The organism is Pseudomethylobacillus aquaticus, from assembly GCF_003730115.1.
Lineage (GTDB): Bacteria > Pseudomonadota > Gammaproteobacteria > Burkholderiales > Methylophilaceae > Pseudomethylobacillus > Pseudomethylobacillus aquaticus.
The window spans coordinates 376,046-396,658 of record NZ_RJVP01000002.1; the positions used below are offsets into that span (position 1 = coordinate 376,046).

The 20,613-nt window shown below is 54.8% G+C and carries 34 protein-coding genes; 33 read left to right on the forward strand and 1 reads right to left on the reverse strand.

Annotated features, from left to right (window positions below; genetic code table 11):
• From fusA to rplQ, 31 genes are all read left to right on the forward strand, one after another.
• Window positions 1-2,094, forward strand: a complete 2,094-nt coding sequence (fusA, locus tag ED236_RS05490) for an elongation factor G (RefSeq protein WP_123236933.1) — start codon at window positions 1-3, stop codon at window positions 2,092-2,094.
• A gap of 37 nt (window positions 2,095-2,131) precedes the next feature.
• Window positions 2,132-3,322 carry an elongation factor Tu gene (gene tuf / locus ED236_RS05495; RefSeq protein ID WP_123236922.1) on the forward strand — a complete coding sequence of 397 codons (1,191 nt, stop codon included), beginning with the start codon at window positions 2,132-2,134 and terminating at the stop codon, window positions 3,320-3,322.
• A gap of 78 nt (window positions 3,323-3,400) precedes the next feature.
• The gene (gene rpsJ, locus ED236_RS05500; protein ID WP_123236934.1) at window positions 3,401-3,709 is read left to right on the forward strand and encodes a 30S ribosomal protein S10; all 309 of its coding nucleotides are present in this window, start codon (window positions 3,401-3,403) and stop codon (window positions 3,707-3,709) included.
• 107 nt (window positions 3,710-3,816) lie between these two features.
• Window positions 3,817-4,467 (forward strand): 50S ribosomal protein L3, encoded by a 651-nt coding sequence (gene rplC, locus ED236_RS05505; protein ID WP_123236935.1) that lies wholly within the window; start codon window positions 3,817-3,819, stop codon window positions 4,465-4,467.
• The gene (gene rplD, locus ED236_RS05510; protein ID WP_123236936.1) at window positions 4,467-5,093 is read left to right on the forward strand and encodes a 50S ribosomal protein L4; all 627 of its coding nucleotides are present in this window, start codon (window positions 4,467-4,469) and stop codon (window positions 5,091-5,093) included. Before rplC ends, rplD begins: the two co-directional genes overlap by 1 nt.
• A complete protein-coding gene (gene rplW / locus ED236_RS05515) occupies window positions 5,090-5,401 on the forward strand; it encodes a 50S ribosomal protein L23 (RefSeq protein WP_123236937.1) in 312 nt (103 codons plus the stop codon). The genes rplD and rplW overlap by 4 nt, the downstream gene beginning before the upstream one ends.
• Before the next feature lie 9 nt (window positions 5,402-5,410).
• Window positions 5,411-6,244, forward strand: a complete 834-nt coding sequence (gene rplB, locus ED236_RS05520; RefSeq protein ID WP_123236938.1) for a 50S ribosomal protein L2 — start codon at window positions 5,411-5,413, stop codon at window positions 6,242-6,244.
• 5 nt (window positions 6,245-6,249) lie between these two features.
• Entirely contained in the window at window positions 6,250-6,525 is a 276-nt protein-coding gene (rpsS, locus tag ED236_RS05525) for a 30S ribosomal protein S19 (protein ID WP_123236939.1), read from the forward strand.
• Window positions 6,526-6,534: 9 nt separating this feature from the next.
• Entirely contained in the window at window positions 6,535-6,864 is a 330-nt protein-coding gene (gene rplV, locus ED236_RS05530; protein ID WP_123237136.1) for a 50S ribosomal protein L22, read from the forward strand.
• 10 nt (window positions 6,865-6,874) lie between these two features.
• Complete coding sequence (rpsC, locus tag ED236_RS05535) at window positions 6,875-7,621, forward strand: 30S ribosomal protein S3 (protein WP_123236940.1); 747 nt, start codon at window positions 6,875-6,877, stop codon at window positions 7,619-7,621.
• Complete coding sequence (rplP, locus tag ED236_RS05540) at window positions 7,605-8,021, forward strand: 50S ribosomal protein L16 (RefSeq protein WP_123236941.1); 417 nt, start codon at window positions 7,605-7,607, stop codon at window positions 8,019-8,021. The genes rpsC and rplP overlap by 17 nt, the downstream gene beginning before the upstream one ends.
• Before the next feature lie 2 nt (window positions 8,022-8,023).
• A complete protein-coding gene (gene rpmC / locus ED236_RS05545; protein ID WP_123236942.1) occupies window positions 8,024-8,218 on the forward strand; it encodes a 50S ribosomal protein L29 in 195 nt (64 codons plus the stop codon).
• Window positions 8,218-8,481 carry a 30S ribosomal protein S17 gene (gene rpsQ, locus ED236_RS05550; RefSeq protein ID WP_123236943.1) on the forward strand — a complete coding sequence of 88 codons (264 nt, stop codon included), beginning with the start codon at window positions 8,218-8,220 and terminating at the stop codon, window positions 8,479-8,481. Before rpmC ends, rpsQ begins: the two co-directional genes overlap by 1 nt.
• Window positions 8,482-8,631: 150 nt before the next feature.
• A complete protein-coding gene (rplN, locus tag ED236_RS05555; protein WP_123236944.1) occupies window positions 8,632-9,000 on the forward strand; it encodes a 50S ribosomal protein L14 in 369 nt (122 codons plus the stop codon).
• Between the two features lie 11 nt (window positions 9,001-9,011).
• Complete coding sequence (gene rplX / locus ED236_RS05560) at window positions 9,012-9,329, forward strand: 50S ribosomal protein L24 (protein ID WP_123236945.1); 318 nt, start codon at window positions 9,012-9,014, stop codon at window positions 9,327-9,329.
• A gap of 9 nt (window positions 9,330-9,338) precedes the next feature.
• Window positions 9,339-9,878, forward strand: a complete 540-nt coding sequence (gene rplE, locus ED236_RS05565) for a 50S ribosomal protein L5 (protein ID WP_123236946.1) — start codon at window positions 9,339-9,341, stop codon at window positions 9,876-9,878.
• Between the two features lie 5 nt (window positions 9,879-9,883).
• Window positions 9,884-10,189: a 30S ribosomal protein S14 gene (gene rpsN, locus ED236_RS05570; protein ID WP_123236947.1), complete on the forward strand. Its 306-nt coding sequence runs from the start codon at window positions 9,884-9,886 to the stop codon at window positions 10,187-10,189.
• A gap of 14 nt (window positions 10,190-10,203) precedes the next feature.
• On the forward strand, window positions 10,204-10,599 hold the full coding sequence (rpsH, locus tag ED236_RS05575; protein WP_123236948.1) for a 30S ribosomal protein S8: 396 nt from the start codon (window positions 10,204-10,206) through the stop codon (window positions 10,597-10,599).
• A gap of 10 nt (window positions 10,600-10,609) precedes the next feature.
• A complete protein-coding gene (rplF, locus tag ED236_RS05580) occupies window positions 10,610-11,143 on the forward strand; it encodes a 50S ribosomal protein L6 (protein WP_123236949.1) in 534 nt (177 codons plus the stop codon).
• Window positions 11,144-11,164: 21 nt separating this feature from the next.
• Window positions 11,165-11,518 carry a 50S ribosomal protein L18 gene (gene rplR, locus ED236_RS05585; protein ID WP_123236950.1) on the forward strand — a complete coding sequence of 118 codons (354 nt, stop codon included), beginning with the start codon at window positions 11,165-11,167 and terminating at the stop codon, window positions 11,516-11,518.
• 15 nt (window positions 11,519-11,533) lie between these two features.
• A complete protein-coding gene (gene rpsE, locus ED236_RS05590; RefSeq protein WP_123237137.1) occupies window positions 11,534-12,046 on the forward strand; it encodes a 30S ribosomal protein S5 in 513 nt (170 codons plus the stop codon).
• 2 nt (window positions 12,047-12,048) lie between these two features.
• Window positions 12,049-12,246 (forward strand): 50S ribosomal protein L30, encoded by a 198-nt coding sequence (gene rpmD, locus ED236_RS05595; protein ID WP_123236951.1) that lies wholly within the window; start codon window positions 12,049-12,051, stop codon window positions 12,244-12,246.
• Window positions 12,246-12,680 (forward strand): 50S ribosomal protein L15, encoded by a 435-nt coding sequence (rplO, locus tag ED236_RS05600; protein WP_123236952.1) that lies wholly within the window; start codon window positions 12,246-12,248, stop codon window positions 12,678-12,680. The genes rpmD and rplO overlap by 1 nt, the downstream gene beginning before the upstream one ends.
• A 43-nt stretch (window positions 12,681-12,723) precedes the next feature.
• Window positions 12,724-14,010, forward strand: a complete 1,287-nt coding sequence (gene secY / locus ED236_RS05605) for a preprotein translocase subunit SecY (protein ID WP_123236953.1) — start codon at window positions 12,724-12,726, stop codon at window positions 14,008-14,010.
• A gap of 16 nt (window positions 14,011-14,026) precedes the next feature.
• A complete protein-coding gene (gene infA, locus ED236_RS05610; protein ID WP_123236954.1) occupies window positions 14,027-14,245 on the forward strand; it encodes a translation initiation factor IF-1 in 219 nt (72 codons plus the stop codon).
• A 19-nt stretch (window positions 14,246-14,264) separates the two neighbouring features.
• Window positions 14,265-14,378 carry a 50S ribosomal protein L36 gene (rpmJ, locus tag ED236_RS05615; RefSeq protein ID WP_013147060.1) on the forward strand — a complete coding sequence of 38 codons (114 nt, stop codon included), beginning with the start codon at window positions 14,265-14,267 and terminating at the stop codon, window positions 14,376-14,378.
• Window positions 14,379-14,494: 116 nt separating this feature from the next.
• Window positions 14,495-14,857 (forward strand): 30S ribosomal protein S13, encoded by a 363-nt coding sequence (gene rpsM / locus ED236_RS05620; RefSeq protein WP_123236955.1) that lies wholly within the window; start codon window positions 14,495-14,497, stop codon window positions 14,855-14,857.
• A gap of 25 nt (window positions 14,858-14,882) precedes the next feature.
• Entirely contained in the window at window positions 14,883-15,272 is a 390-nt protein-coding gene (gene rpsK / locus ED236_RS05625; RefSeq protein WP_123236956.1) for a 30S ribosomal protein S11, read from the forward strand.
• A gap of 30 nt (window positions 15,273-15,302) precedes the next feature.
• Window positions 15,303-15,932 (forward strand): 30S ribosomal protein S4, encoded by a 630-nt coding sequence (rpsD, locus tag ED236_RS05630; RefSeq protein WP_123236957.1) that lies wholly within the window; start codon window positions 15,303-15,305, stop codon window positions 15,930-15,932.
• A gap of 34 nt (window positions 15,933-15,966) precedes the next feature.
• Entirely contained in the window at window positions 15,967-16,956 is a 990-nt protein-coding gene (locus tag ED236_RS05635) for a DNA-directed RNA polymerase subunit alpha (protein WP_123236958.1), read from the forward strand.
• Window positions 16,957-16,992: 36 nt separating this feature from the next.
• The gene (rplQ, locus tag ED236_RS05640) at window positions 16,993-17,382 is read left to right on the forward strand and encodes a 50S ribosomal protein L17 (protein ID WP_123236959.1); all 390 of its coding nucleotides are present in this window, start codon (window positions 16,993-16,995) and stop codon (window positions 17,380-17,382) included.
• Window positions 17,383-17,435: 53 nt separating this feature from the next.
• On the opposite strand, the gene ED236_RS05645 is transcribed toward rplQ, so the two are convergent.
• The gene (locus ED236_RS05645) at window positions 17,436-17,684 is read right to left on the reverse strand and encodes a glutaredoxin family protein (RefSeq protein WP_123236960.1); all 249 of its coding nucleotides are present in this window, start codon (window positions 17,682-17,684) and stop codon (window positions 17,436-17,438) included.
• 129 nt (window positions 17,685-17,813) lie between these two features.
• On the opposite strand from ED236_RS05645, the gene mgtE reads away from it, so the two are divergent.
• Together mgtE and ED236_RS05655 are read left to right on the forward strand one after the other, a co-directional pair.
• Window positions 17,814-19,250: a magnesium transporter gene (mgtE, locus tag ED236_RS05650; protein ID WP_123236961.1), complete on the forward strand. Its 1,437-nt coding sequence runs from the start codon at window positions 17,814-17,816 to the stop codon at window positions 19,248-19,250.
• Between the two features lie 42 nt (window positions 19,251-19,292).
• Complete coding sequence (locus ED236_RS05655; protein WP_123236962.1) at window positions 19,293-20,609, forward strand: mechanosensitive ion channel family protein; 1,317 nt, start codon at window positions 19,293-19,295, stop codon at window positions 20,607-20,609.
• Window positions 20,610-20,613 lie beyond the last annotated feature (4 nt).

Here is a 20,613-nt window from a genome sequence, read left to right on the forward strand (position 1 = left end):
GTGGCTCGTAAAACCCCTATTGAACGCTACCGTAACATCGGTATTAGTGCGCACATTGACGCCGGCAAGACGACGACAACCGAGCGTATTCTTTTCTACACCGGTGTGAACCACAAGATTGGTGAAGTGCATGATGGCGCTGCCACCATGGACTGGATGGAGCAGGAGCAAGAGCGCGGCATTACCATTACTTCGGCAGCGACGACCTGTTTCTGGAAGGGCATGGACTTGTCCTTGCCTGAGCACCGTTTCAACATCATCGATACCCCGGGTCACGTGGACTTCACCATTGAGGTGGAGCGCTCCATGCGTGTGCTGGATGGTGCCTGCATGGTGTATTGCGCAGTAGGTGGTGTGCAGCCTCAGTCCGAGACTGTTTGGCGTCAGGCCAACAAGTACAAGGTGCCACGTCTGGCCTTTGTGAACAAGATGGACCGTTCCGGTGCTGATTTCTTCAAGGTGGTCGAGCAGATGCGCACCCGCCTGAAGGCAACCCCGGTGCCTATCGTCGTGCCTATCGGCAAGGAAGATACCTTCACCGGCGTGGTTGACCTGATCAAGATGAAAGCCATCATCTGGGATGAAGCCAGCCAGGGCATGAAGTTCACTTATAGTGATATTCCTGCAGACTTGGTAGCGATCGCTGAGAAGTGGCGCGAGCAGATGGTGGAATCCGCAGCAGAAGCCAGCGAAGATCTGATGAACGCTTACCTGGAAAACGGTGAGTTGTCTGAAGAGCAGATCGTTCTTGGTTTGCGTACCCGCACCATCGCTGGCGAGATCCAGCCTATGTTGTGTGGTTCCGCATTCAAAAACAAGGGTGTGCAGCGCATGCTGGATGCCGTGGTCCAGTTCCTGCCATCGCCGGTCGACATTCCGCCGGTCAAGGGCGAGTCCGATGATGGCGAGCCGACCACGCGTAATGCCGATGATGGCGAGAGCTTCTCCGCGCTGGCATTCAAGCTGATGACCGACCCGTTCGTTGGTCAGCTGACGTTCGTGCGTGTTTACTCCGGCGTGCTCAAGAAGGGTGACACCGTTTACAACTCCGTGAAGGGTCGTAAAGAGCGTATTGGCCGTATCGTGCAGATGCATGCCAATGACCGTCAGGAAGTGGATGAGATTCTGGCTGGCGACATCGCCGCCTGTATCGGCCTGAAAGACGTTACCACTGGTGAAACCTTGTCTGACATCGCCAAGCCTATCATTCTTGAGCGTATGGTGTTCCCTGAGCCTGTGATCCACGTGGCTGTTGAGCCTAAGACCAAGGCTGACCAGGAAAAGATGGGTATCGCACTGGGCCGTCTGGCGCAGGAAGACCCGTCCTTCCGCGTGCGTTCCGATGAAGAGTCCGGCCAGACCATCATTTCCGGTATGGGCGAATTGCACCTGGAAATTCTGGTTGACCGTATGCGCCGTGAATTCAATGTTGAAGCCAACGTTGGCGCGCCGCAAGTGGCTTACCGCGAAGCGATCAAGAAAAAGGTCGAAGTCGAAGGCAAGTTCGTCAAGCAGTCCGGTGGTAAGGGTCAGTATGGTCACGTATGGATCATCATGGAGCCGAATGAAGCTGGTAAGGGCTTTGAGTTCGTGGACGCCATCAAGGGCGGTACCGTGCCACGTGAATTCATCCCTGCTGTTGAAAAGGGTCTGAAAGAAACCATACCATCCGGTATTTTGGCTGGTTTCCCGGTTGTGGACGTGAAAGTTACTTTGTTCGACGGTTCCTACCATGACGTTGACTCCAACGAAAACGCCTTCAAGATGGCGGCTTCGATGGCGTTCAAGGAAGGTATGCGCAAGGGCGACGCCGTGCTGCTGGAGCCTATCATGGCGGTTGAAGTGGAAACGCCTGAAGACTACATGGGTGATGTGATGGGTGACTTGTCTTCCCGTCGCGGTGTGATCCAGGGCATGGAAGATTTGCCAGGTGGCGGTAAGGCGATTCGCGCTGAGGTCCCGTTGTCCGAGATGTTCGGTTACTCGACGGTAGTGCGTTCTCTGTCACAAGGTCGTGCGACCTATTCGATGGAATTCAAGCACTACAACGAAGCGCCTCGTAATGTGGCAGAAGCCATCATCAACAAGAAATAACACTGTTAAAACAGATTGATCAATTAAGGAATACAAAATGGCAAAAGGCAAATTTGAGCGGACGAAGCCGCACGTGAACGTAGGGACGATTGGTCACGTAGACCATGGCAAGACGACCTTGACAGCGGCGATCACGACGATCCTGTCGAAGAAGTTTGGTGGTGAAGCGAAGGCTTACGATCAGATTGACGCGGCACCGGAAGAGAAGGCACGTGGTATCACGATCAACACCGCTCACGTTGAGTACGAAACGGCGACGCGTCACTACGCGCACGTTGACTGTCCAGGCCACGCTGACTATGTGAAGAACATGATCACGGGTGCTGCGCAGATGGACGGTGCGATCCTGGTATGTTCCGCTGCTGACGGCCCGATGCCACAGACCCGCGAGCACATCCTGCTGGCGCGTCAGGTAGGTGTTCCTTACATCGTCGTGTTCCTGAACAAGGCTGACATGGTGGATGACGCCGAGCTGCTGGAACTGGTTGAGATGGAAGTGCGTGAGCTGCTGTCGAAGTATGACTTCCCAGGCGACGACACCCCGATCGTGCACGGTTCTGCGAAGCTGGCGCTGGAAGGCGACCAGTCCGCAATCGGCGAACCCGCGATTTTCAAGCTGGCAGAAGCGCTGGACTCCTACATCCCTACGCCAGAGCGCGCCATTGACGGCACGTTCCTGATGCCTGTGGAAGACGTATTCTCGATCTCTGGCCGCGGCACTGTGGTGACGGGTCGTATCGAGCGTGGCATCGTCAAGGTCGGTGATGAAATCGAGATCGTGGGTATCAAACCTACGCTGAAGACTACCTGCACCGGTGTTGAGATGTTCCGCAAGCTGCTGGACCAAGGTCAAGCGGGTGATAACGTCGGCGTGCTGCTGCGCGGTACCAAGCGTGAAGAAGTTGAGCGTGGTCAAGTATTGGCCAAGACCGGCTCCATCAAGCCGCACACCAAGTTCGCTGCCGAGATCTATGTGCTGGGTAAGGATGAAGGTGGTCGTCACACGCCATTCTTCAACGGCTACCGTCCACAGTTCTACTTCCGTACCACCGATGTAACGGGTGCGGTTGAGCTGCCAGCGGGCACTGAAATGGTGATGCCTGGTGACAACGTGTCCATTACGGTAGCGTTGATTGCGCCGATCGCGATGGAAGATGGTCTGCGTTTCGCGATCCGCGAAGGTGGCCGTACCGTTGGTGCTGGTGTCGTCGCTAAAATTATTGAATAAGTCGTTACATGCGAGGCCGCAAATTACGATTTGCGGCCTTTTCGTTCTTTGGAAACATCGCTCTTTAAAGGAATCAACATGGCAGCTCAAAAAATCCGTATCCGTCTGAAGGCATTTGACTATCGTCTGATCGATCAGTCTGCTTTGGAAATCGTAGAAACTGCCAAGCGCACTGGCGCTGTGGTTAAAGGTCCAGTGCCTCTGCCTACCCGCATCGAACGTTTTGATGTTCTGCGCTCCCCGCACGTCAACAAGACTTCTCGTGACCAATTCGAGATCCGTACCCATCAGCGTCTGATGGATATCGTGGATCCAACCGACAAGACCGTTGATGCACTGATGAAGCTGGATCTGCCAGCAGGTGTCGACGTCGAGATCAAGCTTTAATTTGCTGTAACTTGTTGTAAATCAGTGGGTGGTCGGATATAATCCGGCCTCTCGTAAACGGGCTGGTCAATTGTAATCAGCCCTTTAATTATTATAAGGAAACGATCATGAGCTTAGGGCTTATTGGTCGCAAGGTGGGTATGACCCGCGTATTTACCGAAGATGGCGAAAGCATCCCGGTAACTGTGCTGGAAGTCGTGCCCAACCGTGTGACACAGATCAAAACGCCAGGCAGCGACGGCTACACCGCCGTTCAAGTTGCTTTTGGTGAGCGTCGCGCCAGCCGTGTAAGCAAGGCGCTGGCAGGCCATTTTGCCAAGGCTGGCGTTATTGCCGGTTCTGGCATGAAAGAATTCACTGTTACTGAAGAAGTTCTGGCGAATCATGCGGTTGGCGGCAACGTCACTGTTGAATTGTTCCAGGCTGGTCAGCTGGTCGATGTGACTGGTACCTCTATCGGTAAGGGTTTCGCTGGTGCTATCAAGCGCCACAACTTCAGTTCCAACCGTGCATCGCACGGTAACTCCCGTTCGCACAATGTACCTGGCTCCATCGGTATGGCGCAGGATCCTGGCCGTGTATTCCCCGGCAAGCGTATGCCTGGCCACCTCGGTGCGGTCAAAACCACTGTGCAGAATCTGCAAGTGGTGCGTGTTGATGCTGAACGTAACCTGCTGCTGATCAAGGGTGCAATCCCTGGTTCCAAGGGTGGTGACGTCGTCGTCCGTCCAGCGATCAAAGCGAAAGCGAGCGCATAATGGAACTCAAGCTAATTGATAAGAACGGTCAGCCCGCCAAAAAGGGTGTTGAAGTGTCTGAAGTGACCTTTGGTCGCGAATTCAACGAAGCGCTGGTGCATCAAGTGGTTGTGGCCTATATGGCTAATGCCCGCACTGCAACCCGCGCACAGCTGGGTCGTGGCAATGTCAGCCACACCACCCACAAGCCATGGAATCAAAAGGGTACGGGCCGCGCTCGTGCCGGTATGAGCTCCAGCCCGATCTGGCGTGGAGGCGGTCGTGCATTCCCTAACAGCCCTGACGAAAACTTCAGCCACAAGGTAAACCGTAAGGCTTACCGCGCTGGTATGCGTACCATTTTGTCTGAACTGGTGCGTCAGGAACGTCTGAGCGTAGTCGAAGAGTTCGTCATCGACACGCCAAAAACCAAGGCTCTGGTCGAGAAGATCAAGGGCATGGGTTACGGCGAAGGTGTATTGGTGCTGATCGATGGTTTCGATGAGAACCTGTACCTATCTTCCCGCAACCTGCCAAATGTTCTGGTGGTAGAAGCCCAGTACGCTGACCCGGTCAGCCTGGTGCGTTTCCCCAACGTTGTTGCCACTGCAGGCGCAGTGAAGAAGCTTGAGGAGATGCTGGCATGAGCGCGCTGATTCATACCCAGGACCGTTTGCTGCAAGTCATTCTGGCTCCACAAATCACTGAAAAAGCCACCCGCATTGCTGATAAGCATCAGCAAATCGCGTTCAAGGTGCGCACCGATGCAACCAAGCTGGAAATCAAGGCGGCGGTTGAGTTGGTGTTCAAGGTGGAAGTTGACGCGGTTACCGTGGTCAACGTCGGCGGTAAGGCCAAGCGTGCTGGTCGCGTGATGGGTCGCCGCAAGGATTGGAAGAAGGCGTATGTCAGCCTGAAGCCAGGTCAAGAAATTAACTTCGCAGCGGGCGAATAAGGAGAAATCATGGCACTGATCAAAGTCAAGCCAACTTCCCCAGGTCGGCGCGCCGTAGTCAAGGTGGTGACACCTGGTCTGCACAAGGGCAAGCCCCATGCGCCGCTGCTGGAGAAGCAAAGCAAGAACGCTGGCCGTAACAACAACGGCCGTATCACCACCCGTCACCAAGGTGGCGGTCACAAGCAGCATTACCGTCTGATCGACTTCCGTCGTAACAAGGATGGCATTCCTGCGACCGTGGAACGTATCGAATACGATCCTAACCGCAGCGCGCACATTGCATTGCTGTGCTACGCAGATGGTGAGCGTCGTTACATCATTGCCCCGCGCGACGTTAGCGCTGGCATGCAGTTGGTGAGCGGTTCTGATGCGCCGATCAAGGTGGGTAATACCCTGCCACTGCGCAACATCCCGGTCGGCAGCACCATTCACTGCATCGAGCTGCAACCAGGCAAGGGCGCTCAGCTGGCACGTTCCGCAGGTACTTCGGTACAGCTGCTGGCACGTGAAGGCAGCTATGCTCAGCTGCGTCTGCGCTCCGGCGAAGTTCGCCGTGTGCACGTAGATTGCAAGGCAACCTTGGGTGAAGTCGGTAACGGCGAACATTCCCTGCGTTCCATCGGTAAGGCTGGTGCAATGCGCTGGCGCGGTGTTCGTCCAACCGTACGTGGCGTGGTCATGAACCCGGTTGATCACCCGCACGGTGGTGGTGAAGGTAAGACCGCTGCTGGTATGAATCCAGTCAGCCCATGGGGTCTGCCAACCAAGGGTTATCGTACGCGTAGCAACAAGCGCACTGATAACATGCGCGTCAGCCGCCGTCCTGCGAATAAGAGGTAATCAATATGGCACGTTCAATTAAGAAGGGGCCATTTGTAGATGGCCATCTGGCAAAGAAAGTGGAAACCGCATCTGCCGGTCGTGATCGCAAGCCGATCAAGACCTGGTCCCGCCGTTCCACCATCCTGCCTGATTTCATTGGTCTGACGATCGCTGTGCACAATGGCCGCCAACACGTGCCGGTGCTGATCTCGGAAAACATGGTAGGCCACAAGCTCGGCGAATTCGCGCTGACCCGTACGTTCAAGGGTCACGCTGCCGACAAGAAAGCCAAGAAGTAGGAGATGACGATGCAAGTATCCGCAGTATTAAGAGGCGTACATCTGTCCCCGCAGAAGGCTAGGCTGGTGGCTGATCTCATCCGTGGCAAGACCGTTGACAATGCACTCAACATCTTGAACTTCACCCCGAAAAAGGGTGCTGGGATCATCAAGAAGGTGGTTGAGTCCGCGATTGCCAATGCTGAGCATAATGCCGGCGCTGATATCGACGAGCTGAAGGTGACTTCGATCTTCGTTGATAAGGGGTTGGTGCTGAAGCGTATTCGTGCGCGTGCAAAGGGTCGTGCTGGTCGCATTATCAAACCTACTTGTCACATCACTGTGACGGTCGGTAACTAAAGGAATCGCCATGGGTCAGAAAATTCATCCAATTGGTTTCCGCCTGAGTGTTCAGAAGAACTGGACTTCTCGTTGGTATGCCAACAGCAAAAACTTCCCGGCGATGCTTAACAGCGACGTCAAAGTGCGCGAGTTCCTGAAGAAGAAGCTGGCACACGCTGCTGTCAGCAAGATCATCATCGAGCGCCCGGCAAAGAACGCCAAGATCACCATTCACAGCGCCCGTCCAGGCATCGTGATCGGCAAAAAGGGTGAGGATATCGAATCCTTGCGCTCCAGCCTGCAAGGTCTGATGGGCGTGCCTGTGCATCTGAACATCGAAGAAGTGCGCAAGCCTGAAATCGACGCCACGCTGATCGCTGAAAGCATCGCGCAACAGCTGGAAAAACGTGTGATGTTCCGTCGTGCCATGAAGCGTGCCATGCAAAACGCCATGCGTCTTGGCGCTCAAGGCATCAAGATCATGAGCGCCGGTCGTCTGAACGGTATCGAGATCGCACGTACCGAGTGGTATCGCGAAGGTCGTGTGCCATTGCATACCCTGCGCGCTGACATCGACTACGGTGTGGCGGAAGCCAAGACCACCTACGGTATCATCGGTATCAAGGTCTGGGTGTTCAAGGGCGAAGTGTTTGCAGGCAGGGGCGAGCAGCCTGTTGCCGCGCCAAGCGCAGAACCTGAAAAGCGCAGCCGTCCGGGTGCTGAACCAGAGAAAAGAGTAAGAAAGCCAGGGGCGAAAAATGCTACAGCCAGCTAGACAAAAATATCGCAAGATGCAGAAGGGTCGCAATAAGGGTATTGCGACCACGGGTAACAAGGTGAGCTTCGGTGAATTTGGCCTCAAGGCCATTGGCCGTGGCCGTCTGACCGCCCGTCAGATCGAAGCAGCGCGTCGCGTAATGACGCGTCACATCAAGCGCGGCGGTCGTGTATGGATCCGTATTTTCCCGGATCAGCCGATCTCCAAGAAGCCAGCAGAAGTGCGTATGGGTAATGGTAAGGGTAGTACCGAGTACTACGTTGCCCAGATCCAGCCAGGCAAGATGCTGTATGAAATGGACGGCGTCAGCGAAGAGCTGGCACGTGAAGCGTTCCGTCTGGCGGCTGCCAAGCTGCCTATCGAAACGACTTTCATCACCCGTCATATTGGGAGCTGAACATGAAAGCCACTGAGTTGAGAGCAAAGTCCGTGGACGAGCTGAACAATGAGCTGATTGAGCTGCGCCGCGCGCAGTTCTCCCTGCGCATGCAGCTGGCCACCCAGCAGTTGAACAAGGTTGACCAAGTCGGTAAGGTCCGTCGCGACATCGCGCGTGTCCGTACCGTGTTGGCCGAGAAAGCGAAGCAGGTGTAATGATGGTTGATACCCAAAGCGAAAAAGTCGTTCGTACGCTGAGCGGTCGTGTCGTCAGCGATAAGATGGACAAGACTGTGACCGTGCTGGTTGAGCGCAAGGTCAAGCACCCGCTGATCGGTAAGGTTGTGCGTCTGTCGAAGAAATTCCACGCGCATGACGAAGCCAATGCTTGCAAAGAAGGTGACCTGGTTGTGATCGAAGAAAGCCGTCCGCTTTCCAAGACCAAAACCTGGAAAGTCAGCAAGATCGTCAGCAAGTAGGTTTTGATTGCGCTGTGCTAGCAGCGCAATATATAATGTTGGACTTTTCGGCGGGCAGCAAGCTCCCGCCCCAATACTGACCGTGGTCTACCGGCCGTGTTATTCAAACGGCCGGTGTTGGTTTAACGGATTAAGTTGGAGATTATTCTCATGATTCAAATGCAATCTCGGCTGGAAGTTGCCGACAACACTGGCGCGCGTTCTGTAATGTGCATCAAGGTGTTGGGTGGCTCCAAGCGTCGTTACGCCAGTATCGGTGATGTGATCAAGGTCACGATCAAAGATGCTGCTCCGCGTGGCCGTGTCAAAAAAGGCGAAGTCTACAGTGCCGTCGTTGTGCGCACCACCAAGGGTGTGCGCCGCGCTGACGGCTCTTTGGTCAAGTTCGATGGCAACGCCGCAGTATTGTTAAACAACAAGCTGGAACCGATCGGCACCCGTATTTTTGGGCCTGTGACACGTGAGCTGCGTAGCGAGCGTTTCATGAAGATCGTGTCGCTGGCACCAGAAGTATTGTAAGGAGTTGCCAGATGAGCAAGATTCGTAAGGGCGACCAGGTCGTTCTCAATACCGGCAAGGACAAGGGTAAGCAAGGCGTTGTACTCAACGTGCTTGAAACCGGTCATGTGTTGGTTGAGGGTGTGAACCTGGCCAAGAAACACACCAAGCCGAACCCGATGCGTGGTGTGACCGGTGGCATTATCAGCAAAGAAATGCCGATTCACATCTCCAACGTGGCTTTGTTTAATGCGGCGACCCAAAAGGGTGATCGCGTGGGCTTCAAGACCCTCGAGGACGGACGCAAAGTGCGTGTGTTCAAGTCGAGCGGTGAAGTCGTTGATGCATAAGGTTGAATCATGGCTCGCTTAAAAGATTATTACAAAGAGACCGTCGTCAAGGCAATGATCGAACAGTTCGGTTATAAGTCTGTGATGGAAGTCCCGCGCATTGAAAAGATCACGCTGAACATGGGTGTGGGTGAAGCAGTTGCTGACAAGAAGGTCATGGAACACGCTGTTTCTGATCTGCAGAAGATTGCAGGCCAGAAGCCAGTGGTTACCGTTGCCAAGAAGTCGGTTGCTTCGTTCAAGATCCGTGACGGATACCCGGTTGGTTGCAAGGTAACCCTGCGCCGTGAACGCATGTACGAATTCCTGGATCGTCTGGTGACGATCGCCATGCCACGTATCCGCGACTTCCGCGGCATCTCCGGCAAGGCATTTGATGGCCGTGGTAACTACAACATGGGCGTTAAAGAGCAGATCATTTTCTCTGAAATTGAATACGACAAGATTGATGCGCTGCGCGGCATGAATATCACCATTACAACCTCGGCCAAGACTGACGAAGAAGCACGCGCACTGCTTTCCGCTTTCAGCTTCCCTTTTAGGAACTAACGATTATGGCGAAAACCTGCATGATCGAGCGCGAGCAAAAGCGTCGCGCAACTGTTGATAAATTCTCTGCCAAGCGTGCTGAACTGCTCGCCGCCGCCAATGATGTGAAGGCTTCGCCTGAAGATCGCCGCGAAGCGCGCATGAAGTTGCAGAGTCTGCCACGTAACGCGAGCCCAGTGCGCTTGCGTAACCGTTGTGCGCTCACCGGACGTCCACGCGGCGTGTTCAGTAAATTTGGTATCGCACGTAGCAAGCTGCGTGAGTTGATGATGCGTGGCGAAGTGCCAGGCGTCACCAAAGCCAGCTGGTAACGGGGGATTATAGAATGAGTATGAGTGATCCAATTGCCGATATGCTGACGCGTATCCGCAATGCACAAAGTGTGAACAAGCCTGCAGTGTCCATGCCAGCTTCCAAGCTGAAGGGTGCCATTGCCAAGGTGTTGAAAGATGAAGGCTACATCGATGATTTTGCGATTGACGCTGCCGATGGCAAGCCTCAGCTGAACATCAGCCTCAAGTACTATGCAGGTCGCCCTGTTATCGAGAAGATTGAGCGTGTCAGCAAGCCTGGCCTGCGCGTTTATCGTGGCAATCAGGATATCCCTGTGGTAATGAACGGCCTGGGCGTGACCATCGTGTCCACGTCCAAGGGTGTGATGACTGATCGTAAAGCGCGCGCTGCCGGTATCGGTGGTGAAGTGCTCTGCGTCGTGGCTTAAGGAGTACGCAATGTCACGTGTAGCTAAGAATCCAGTCGCGATCCCTGCCAAGGTTGAAGTGGCCTTAACAGCTGACCTGATTTCGGTCAGCGGCCCGCTGGGCAAGCTGTCGCATCCGCTGACCAATGCGGTCAGTCTGAACCGTGAAGGTGACACCATCACGTTCGCTGCTGCCAATGACAGTCAGCACGCTCGTGCCATGTCGGGCACGCTGCGCGCACTGGTTGCCAATATGGTGCATGGTGTTTCTCAAGGCTTTAGCCGCAAGCTGACGTTGGTCGGCGTGGGGTACAAGGCTCAGGCGCAAGGCGCTGTGTTGAACCTGGATCTGGGTTATTCCCATCCCATCAACCACAAGATGCCAGCAGGCGTGACCGTGCAGACGCCAACTCCGACCGAAGTGCTGTTGATCGGCGCTGACAAGCAGGTGGTTGGCCAGGTGGCTGCGCAGATTCGTTCTTACCGTGCTCCAGAGCCTTACAAGGGCAAGGGTGTACGTTATTCGGACGAAGTCGTCACCATTAAAGAAACCAAGAAGAAGTAAGGTTTAGCCATGAATAATCTTTTGAATAACGCAAACTCGCGTTCGCGTCGTGCACGTAAAACCCGTGCCAAAATCGCTGAGCTCAAGGTCACGCGTCTGAGTGTGCACCGTACCAATACGCACATTTATGCGCAGATCATCGCCGAAGGTGGCGATAAGGTTCTCGCTAGCGCTTCGACGGTTGAAGCTGAAGTCCGCAACGAACTCAAGCATGGTGGCAATGTGGCTGCTGCAGCACTGATCGGCAAGCGTATTGCCGAGAAGGCTAAAGCCGCTGGCATCACCAAGGTTGCCTTCGATCGTTCCGGTTTTAAATACCACGGCCGTATCAAGGCGCTGGCAGATGCCGCGCGTGAACACGGTCTGTCCTTCTAATCGGCGAGGTTGATGATGGCAAAAGCAAGAGAAATGGAACAGCAGCAGACCGATGGCATGCGCGAGAAGATGATCTCCGTAAACCGCGTCAGTAAGACTGTTAAGGGTGGTCGTATCATGAGTTTCGCTGCACTGACCGTGGTTGGTGATGGCGATGGTACGGTAGGCATGGGCAAGGGCAAGGCGCGTGAAGTACCAGTGGCTGTACAAAAGGCGATGGACGAAGCACGTCGCGGTATGGTCAAGGTCAGCTTGAACAACGGTACGCTGCATCACGCAGTGACCGGCGTGCACGGCGCTGCCAAGGTGTTCATCCAGCCAGCATCCGAAGGTACCGGCATCATCGCGGGTGGTGCAATGCGCGCCATTTTCGAAGTGATGGGTGTGACCAACGTATTGGCCAAGTGTATTGGTTCTACCAATCCTTACAACGTGGTGCGTGCAACCTTGAATGGTCTGCAGTCCATGAACACCCCGGCTGAAATTGCTGCCAAGCGCGGCAAATCCATTGAAGAAATCCGAGGTTAATCATGGCTAAGGCTAAACAAGCAGCTGCGATGATCAAGGTCACCTTGGTCAAGAGCACTATCGGTCGCATCGAGTCCCATCGCGCCAGCGTACGTGGTCTGGGCCTGCGTCGCCTCAACCACACGGTTGAAGTGCAGGACACCCCGGCAAATCGCGGCATGATCAATGCGGTGAGTTATCTGTTGAAGGTAGAAGCATAATGAAACTGAATTCCATCAAGCCTGCTGAAGGCGCCAAGCATGCCAAGCGCCGTGTAGGCCGCGGCATCGGTTCTGGTCTCGGCAAAACCGCAGGTCGTGGTCATAAGGGTCAAAAGTCCCGTACTGGCGGTTTCCACAAAGTTGGTTTCGAAGGCGGTCAAATGCCTCTGCAACGTCGTCTGCCCAAGCGTGGTTTCAATTCGCTGACCGCTGCTGACACTGCACATGTGCGTACCAGTGAGTTGCTGGAAGTCGGGGCTGACGTGGTTGACCTGCTTGCACTGAAGCAAGCCAAGCTGGTTCCAGCTTCGGTACGCGGTGCCAAGGTTTATCTGTCCGGTGACATCACCCGTGCACTGACCGTGCAAGGCCTGGTGCTCTCCAAGGGCGCACGTGCTGCCGTTGAAGCAGCCGGTGGCAAGGTAGTCGAATAAGATAGCGCGCTGCGTTATCGACGTGATGAACTGACAGGCTGAGATGAGCGAACTCAAAAGACGGTTGTTATTTGTTCTCGGTGCGTTGATCGTGTTCAGGCTGGGTGCCCATATCCCGGTCCCCGGCATTGATCCGGATGTGTTGGCCAAGCTGTTTGAATCGCAAAGTGGTGGCATCTTGGGCATGTTCAACATGTTCTCGGGTGGTGCACTGTCGCGTTTCACCGTGTTTGCGCTGGGCATCATGCCCTACATCTCGGCCTCCATCATCATGCAGTTGATGACCGTGGTGTCGCCGCAGATGGAGCAACTGAAGAAGGAAGGCGAAGCCGGCCGTCGTCAGATCGCAAAGTACACACGCTATGGCACACTGTTCCTGGCGACATTCCAGGCGCTGGGGATCTCCATCGCATTGGAAAGCCAGGCAGGTCTGGTGCTGGATCCGGGTTTGATGTTCCGCTTCACTGCGGTCGTCACGCTGGTCAGCGGGACCATGTTCCTGATGTGGCTGGGTGAGCAGATCACCGAGCGTGGTATTGGTAACGGTATTTCGATCATTATTTTTGCAGGGATCGTGGCGGGCTTGCCTAGTGCGATCTTCGGTACGCTGGAATTGGCGAAGACGGGTGCATTCTCTATCCCGCTGGTGCTGTTCCTGTTTATCGCTGCGATTCTAGTAACAGCGTTCGTAGTGTTTGTTGAGCGTGGTCAACGCAAGATCACGGTCAACTACGCCAAGCGCCAGGTTGGTCGCAAGGTATTTGGTGGTCAGACCAGTCATCTGCCCCTGAAGCTGAACATGGCGGGTGTGATCCCTCCCATCTTCGCTTCCAGCATCATCCTGTTCCCGGCCACCATGGCGGGTTGGTTCGGTAGTAATGAGAACATGACTTGGCTGAAGGACATCGGTTCGACCTTGTCCCCAGGCCAGCCCTTGTACATTTTGTTGTTTGCAACAGCGATTATTTTCTTCTGTTTCTTCTATACCGCCTTGGTGTTCAACCCCAAGGAAACGGCAGATAACCTGAAGAAGAGTGGTGCATTTGTGCCGGGTATTCGTCCTGGTGAGCAAACGGCCAAGTACATCGACCGCATCATGGGTCGTCTGACACTGGCTGGCGCGTTGTACATCACCGCTGTTTGCTTGTTGCCAGAGTTCCTGATTCTGGAATACAACGTACCGTTTTATTTTGGTGGTACGTCTTTGTTGATCATTGTGGTGGTCACCATGGACTTCATGACGCAGGTGCAATCCCACCTGATGTCCAGCCAATATGAAGGGTTGTTGAAGAAGGCGAATTTTAAGGGTGGGGCAATCAGCCCCCGTTGATCGAGGGATCGCGAGCTTGGCCAAAGAGGATTCGATTGAGATGCAGGGCGTGGTCTTGGAAAACCTTCCCAATGCCACCTTTCGCGTCAAGCTGGAAAACGATTATGTCGTGCTGGGGCACATCTCCGGCAAGATGCGCAAGAATTACATCCGCATCCTGCCAGGTGACAAAGTCACCGTTGAGATGACGCCATACGATTTAACGCGTGCGCGGATTATTTTCCGCGCCAAATAATTTTAGTGAGGGTAGCAAAATGAGAGTACGTGCATCAGTCAAGGCTTTATGCCGCAATTGCAAGGTAGTGCGTCGCCGCGGTGTTGTACGCATTATTTGTACTGACCCGCGTCACAAGCAGCGTCAGGGCTGATAACGCGCTATCAGCTGGAGTGCTTGGTCGAGATTGTTAAAACTTGACTAAGCTGTTAAAATTCTCGGCTTTTTTGGCGACTTGAAACAAGTTGGCCATTATTTTGGAGTAGTTACATGGCACGGATTGCAGGGGTCAATATCCCCAACCATAAACATGCTGAAATTGCACTGACGTCCATTTACGGCGTTGGCCGCACCACAGCAAAGCAGATTTGTCTGGCAGCAGGTGTTGCTGTAACCACCAAGATCAAGGATCTGAACGACGCAGAAGTTGAAAAGCTGCGTGATGAAGTCGCCAAGATCAAGGTTGAGGGCGACCTGCGCCGTGAAGTTACCATGAACATCAAGCGTTTGATGGATCTTGGCTGCTACCGCGGTGTGCGTCACCGTCGCGGTCTGCCAGTTCGCGGTCAACGCACCAAGACCAATGCCCGCACCCGCAAGGGCCCGGTCAAGCCTATCAAGGCATCCAAGTAAGATTATTGCTAAGGAATAATGCAACATGGCTAAAGCTAACGTTCGCGTACGCAAGAAGGTAAAGAAAAACATTGCCGAGGGCATTGCCCATGTGCATGCATCCTTCAACAACACCATCATCACCATCACCGACCGTCAGGGCAATGCTTTGTCCTGGGCGACTTCGGGTGGTGCAGGTTTCAAGGGCTCGCGCAAGAGTACGCCTTTCGCAGCTCAGGTCGCAGCAGAAGCCGCCGGCAAGGCAGCTCAGGAATGCGGCGTGAAGAATCTGGAAGTACGTATCAAGGGCCCAGGCCCTGGTCGTGAATCTGCTGTGCGTGCGCTGAACGCCGCCGGCTTCAAAATTACCAGTATCTCGGATGTGACTCCAGTGCCGCACAACGGCTGCCGTCCACCGAAAAAGCGCCGTATTTAAGTCGGCCGGAAAGACAACAGGAGAAACACCTTGGCTAGAAATCTTGATCCTAAGTGCCGTCAGTGCCGTCGTGAAGGCGAAAAGCTGTTTTTGAAGGGCGAAAAGTGCTTCACAGACAAGTGCGCTATTGAGAAGCGCAACTTCCCTCCAGGTCAGCACGGTCAGCGCCGTAACCAGCGCTTGTCCGACTACGGTGTACAGCTGCGCGAAAAGCAGAAGCTGCGTCGTATCTACGGCATCCTTGAAGGTCAATTCCGCGGTTACTACGCTGAAGCTGATCGTCGCAAGGGCATCACCGGTGAAAACCTGCTGCAACTGCTGGAGTGCCGTCTGGACAACGTGGCCTACCGTATGGGTATGGCCGCCTCGCGTACCGAAGCACGTCAAGTGGTTCGCCACAACAGCATCCTGGTCAATGGCAAGCGCGTCAACATCCCTTCCTATCAAGTGAAGCCAGGTGATGTTGTGCAAGTTGCTGAAGCATCCAAGAGCCAACTGCGCATCACCGGCGCTCTGGCTGCGGCTGAACAGCGTGGTTTCCCAGAGTGGATCGAAGTCGATGTCAAGGGCCTGAAGGGCACTTTCAAGGCCAAGCCACAGCGTGATGAACTGCCAGCAACGATCAATGAATCGCTGGTTGTCGAACTTTACTCCAAGTAATTCGCCGTAAAGAATACGCATTAAGGAACCGCATATGCAAAATAGCTCGACTGAATATCTGAAACCGCGTGTCGTGGATGTAGAAGCACTTTCTCTGGTGCGCGCGCGTGTCACGCTCGAGCCCATGGAACGTGGCTTCGGCTACACCATTGGCAATGCCTTGCGTCGTGTGTTGTTGTCGTCCATTCCTGGCTTCGCCATCACGCAAGTCAAGATCGATGGCGTAGTGCATGAATATTCCACGCTGGATGGCGTGCAGGAAGATGTGGTCGACATTCTGCTGAATCTGAAGGGTGTTGCCCTTAAGCTGCATAACAAGACCGAAGCGATCCTGACGCTGAACAAGTCCAGCGAGGGCGCTGTGCTTGCAGGTGATTTCGATACCGGCCACGATGCCGAGATCGTCAATCCTAATCATGTCATCGCTCACCTGACCAAGGGCGGCAAGATCAATCTGGAAGTCAAGGTTGAGATGGGCCGTGGCTATCAGCCAGTGCCAGCACGCCAAAAGACGGACGATGAAGACCATGTCATTGGTTTCATCATGGTGGATGCGTCGTTCAGCCCGATCAACAAGGTCAGCTATCAAGTCGAGAGCGCCCGTGTTGAACAGCGTACCGATCTGGACAAGCTGATCATGGACGTGGAAACCAACGGCGTGATCGAGCCTGAGCAGGCGATTCGTGATGCAGCACGCATCCTGATGGGTCAGTTGGCGATTTTTGCTGATCTGGAAGGCGCGCCTGATGAAGTTGAAGTCAAGCACACGCCACAGATCGATCCTATCCTGTTGCGCCCGGTGGATGACCTGGAGCTGACGGTGCGTTCCGCCAACTGCCTCAAGGCAGAAAATATTTACTACATTGGTGACCTGATCCAGCGTAGCGAAAACGAGTTGCTGAAAGCCCCTAACCTGGGCCGTAAGTCGCTCAACGAAATCAAGGATGTTCTGGCTTCCAAGGGTCTGACCCTGGGCATGAAGCTGGAAAACTGGCCGCCGGTTGGTCTGGAAAAACTCAACTGAACGGCATCAGCCAATTAAAATTTTGAGGGTATCACTATGCGTCACCGCAACAGTAATCGTAAACTGAATCGTACCAGCAGCCACCGCCAAGCGATGCTGCGTAACATGGCTAACTCCTTGCTGCAGCACGAGGTCATCAAGACTACGCTGCCTAAGGCCAAGGAACTGCGTCGTGTTGCTGAGCCTCTGATCACGCTGGGCAAGAGTGCAACCTTGGCTAACCGTCGTCTGGCATTCAGCCGTACGCGTGACCGTGATATCGTCGGCAAGCTGTTCGGTGAACTGGGCCCACGCTACCAGGCACGTAACGGTGGTTACCTGCGTATCCTGAAGTGTGGTTTCCGTCAGGGCGACAATGCCCCGATGGCACTGGTCGAGCTGGTTGATCGTCCTGAGACTGACGCAGAAGTGGTAGTTGCAGAGTAAGTGCTGCGACACTGACAAAAAGCCGGCTTGTGCCGGCTTTTTGCTTTATGGCGCTACGCTTGTGGCAATCGTGTCAGCCAAGCATGCAGTTGCAGGCTATCAAATGGCCAGTCCAGCTCTTGTGTGCTCATGGTGTCATGCAGTACCGGTATCCTGATGCCATAGCGTTGCAACAAGGCATCGTCCTCACTGACCTCTATCACCTGATAATCCACTGCAGCGCTCAATCCGCAAGTCTGCAGCATGGTTTCGGCCTGTACACAAAGATGGCAGGCGCTGGTCGAGAATAAATACAGTTTCATCAGGTATCCTGTCGCATACAGGCATCGCCTGCACACGTAATTAAGGTGTTCGTCAGACCTAAAAAGCACGATAATAAAGCAATTGCTTCCATCAACGCGCAAGCTCAGCTTGTCATCCGGATTGAACCCATGACCGATGTACAGGAAACCAAAGAAAGTCTGGCCGAGAGCCTGCAGCAGATCATTACGCTGCTGAATCGCCACAAGCTGGTTGAGGGGCTGGTCCACAAGCAGGACATGCCCAAACACGCCTTGGTCGAGTCGCTGGTGCACAAGCAGAATCTGGCTGAGCTGCAAAAAAAGCTGGACGCTCTGCACCCTGCCGACGTTGCTTACATCCTGGAAGCGCTGCCATTGGAGCAGCGTCTCGATGTGTGGGAGCTGGTCAAGGCGGAGCGTGACGGCGAGATCCTGCTGGAAGTATCCGATGCGGTACGCCAGACGCTGATCGCCGATATGGATAGCGAAGAGTTGCTGGCCGCTGCCGAGCAACTCGACACGGACGAACTGGCCGACCTGGCACCCGATTTACCCAAAGACGTGCTGCAGGAGCTGCTGGATAGTCTGGACAGTCGCAACCGCGAGCGCCTGCAGTCTGCGCTGTCCTATCCGGATGACGCCGTAGGCGCGCTCATGGACTTCGATATCGTCACCATACGCGAAGACATTACGCTGGAAGTAGCGCTGCGCTATCTGAGAAGGATAGGCAGCCTGCCCGACCACACCGACAAGCTGTTCGTGGTGGACAGACATGACATCCTGCGCGGCGTGTTGCCGCTGAAGCGTCTGGTGGTCAAGGACCTGGAATCCGGCGTGGCCGACGTCATGGCCGAAGATACGGTGGTGTTCCACCCGGAAGACACGGCCGACGAAGCCGCCAAGGCCTTCGAGCGCTATGACCTGGTGACGGCACCGGTGGTGGACGAGAACAACAAGCTGGTGGGGCGTCTGACCGTGGACACGGTGATGGACTATATCCGCGAGGAAGCCGAGAGCGACATGCTGTCCATGGCCGGTCTGCGTGAAGAAGAAGACATGTTCTCCAGCGTATGGAAATCGGTACAGAACCGCTGGGCCTGGCTGGCTATCAACCTGGTCACCGCCTTTATCGCGTCGCGTGTCATCGGGGTGTTCGAGGGCTCAATCGAGAAGATCGTGGCACTAGCTGCACTGATGCCTATCGTGGCGGGCATAGGCGGTAATTCCGGCAACCAGACCACCACCATGATCGTGCGCGGCCTGGCGCTGGGCCAGATCGCCGGGCACAACATGAAATCATTGCTCAAGAAAGAACTGGGCGTCAGCCTATTGAACGGGCTGATCTGGGGCAGCGTGCTCGGCCTGGTCGCGTTCCTGCTGTACGGCAATATGGCGCTGGGTCTGGTGATGACGGGTGCCATGACCTTGAACCTGCTGCTGGCAGCGGTGATGGGGGTGATGATCCCGCTGTGGATGACCAAGTTCGGCCGTGATCCTGCAGTCGGTTCCAGTGTGTTGATCACCGCCATGACCGACAGCGGCGGATTCTTCATCTTCCTTGGTCTTGCTACCATCTTCTTGTTGTAAGTGAGTTTTTGGCATTGTGATTTTTAAGTGGCGATCTAGTGTATGAACAGTGAAATTCAATTGATCTGGCAGGAGCTGCAGGCCGACCTGCACACCCCGGCCATGTTGTGGCAGATCCTGGTGATCGTGGTCAGCCTGGGGCTGGCCTGGTCCATCAACGGCCTGCTGCGTGCTTATGTGGTACGTCATGCACGTGAAAGCTGGAAGATCGCTATCGGCGGTATCAACCGCGTGTTATTCCCGCTCAGCTCGCAGCTGTTTGTCAGTGTGGGCGCCTTGCTGCTGCAGGAATGGCAGCACACCAGCATGTTGCGCCTTGCTTCTACGCTGTTGCTGGCCATGGCAGTGATACGTCTTGTCGTCTATGCGCTGCGTTATATCTTCGCGCCCGGCAGTTGGCTGCGCACCATGGAACATGCCATCGCTGGTTTGATCTGGCTGATACTCGCCTTCCAGATGACCGGTTTGACGCAAGACGCCATCGAAGTCATGGAAAGCATCACCTTCAAGATAGGCAAAACCCAGTTTGACGTGTGGCTGGTGTTGCAGGCGGTGTTCATCATTCTGGTCACCCTGTTCGTAGCGCTGTGGCTGTCGCGTATGGTGGAGAACCGTCTGATGGCCTCCCAGCACCTCAACATGAACATGCGGGTGGTGCTGACCAAGGTGGTGCGTATCCTGTTCTCGCTGCTTGCTATCCTGATGGCCTTGTCTGCGGTGGGGCTGGACATCACCCTGTTGTCGGTGTTTGGTGGGGCGCTGGGCGTGGGCCTGGGTTTTGGTCTCCAGAAGATCGCCAGCAACTACGCCAGCGGCTTTATCATCCTGCTGGATGAATCCATCCACATCGGCGACATCGTCACTGTGCAGGGCCATTATGGCGTGGTCAGTGAGCTGCGCTCTCGCTACATGGTGTTACGCAAGCTGGACAACACCGAAGTGATCATCCCGAATGAGACCATGGTCACCGATCTGGTCATCAATCATTCCATGACAGATCGTAAAGTACGCGTGCAGATGGCGGTGCAGGTCAGCTACGAAACGCCACTGGAACAGGCCATGCAGTTGATGCTGGAGGCGGCCAGAACGCAGGAGCGTGTCCTGGCCGATCCCGAACCAAATGTGCTGCTAAAGGGCTTTGCCGATAGCGGTATCGATCTGCTGTTGAACGTCTGGGTGGCGGACGCGGAGAATGGCACAGCTGCGCTGCAGTCGGCGATCTATATGGACATGTGGCATGCCTTCAAGAAACACAACATCAGCATCCCGTTCCCGCAGCGTGAGGTGCGCGTGTTGAATACTGCTGGCGCAGCGGCTTCTGCAATTGAAGACGCACATAAAGAAATACTGGAAAAGTAAGGGC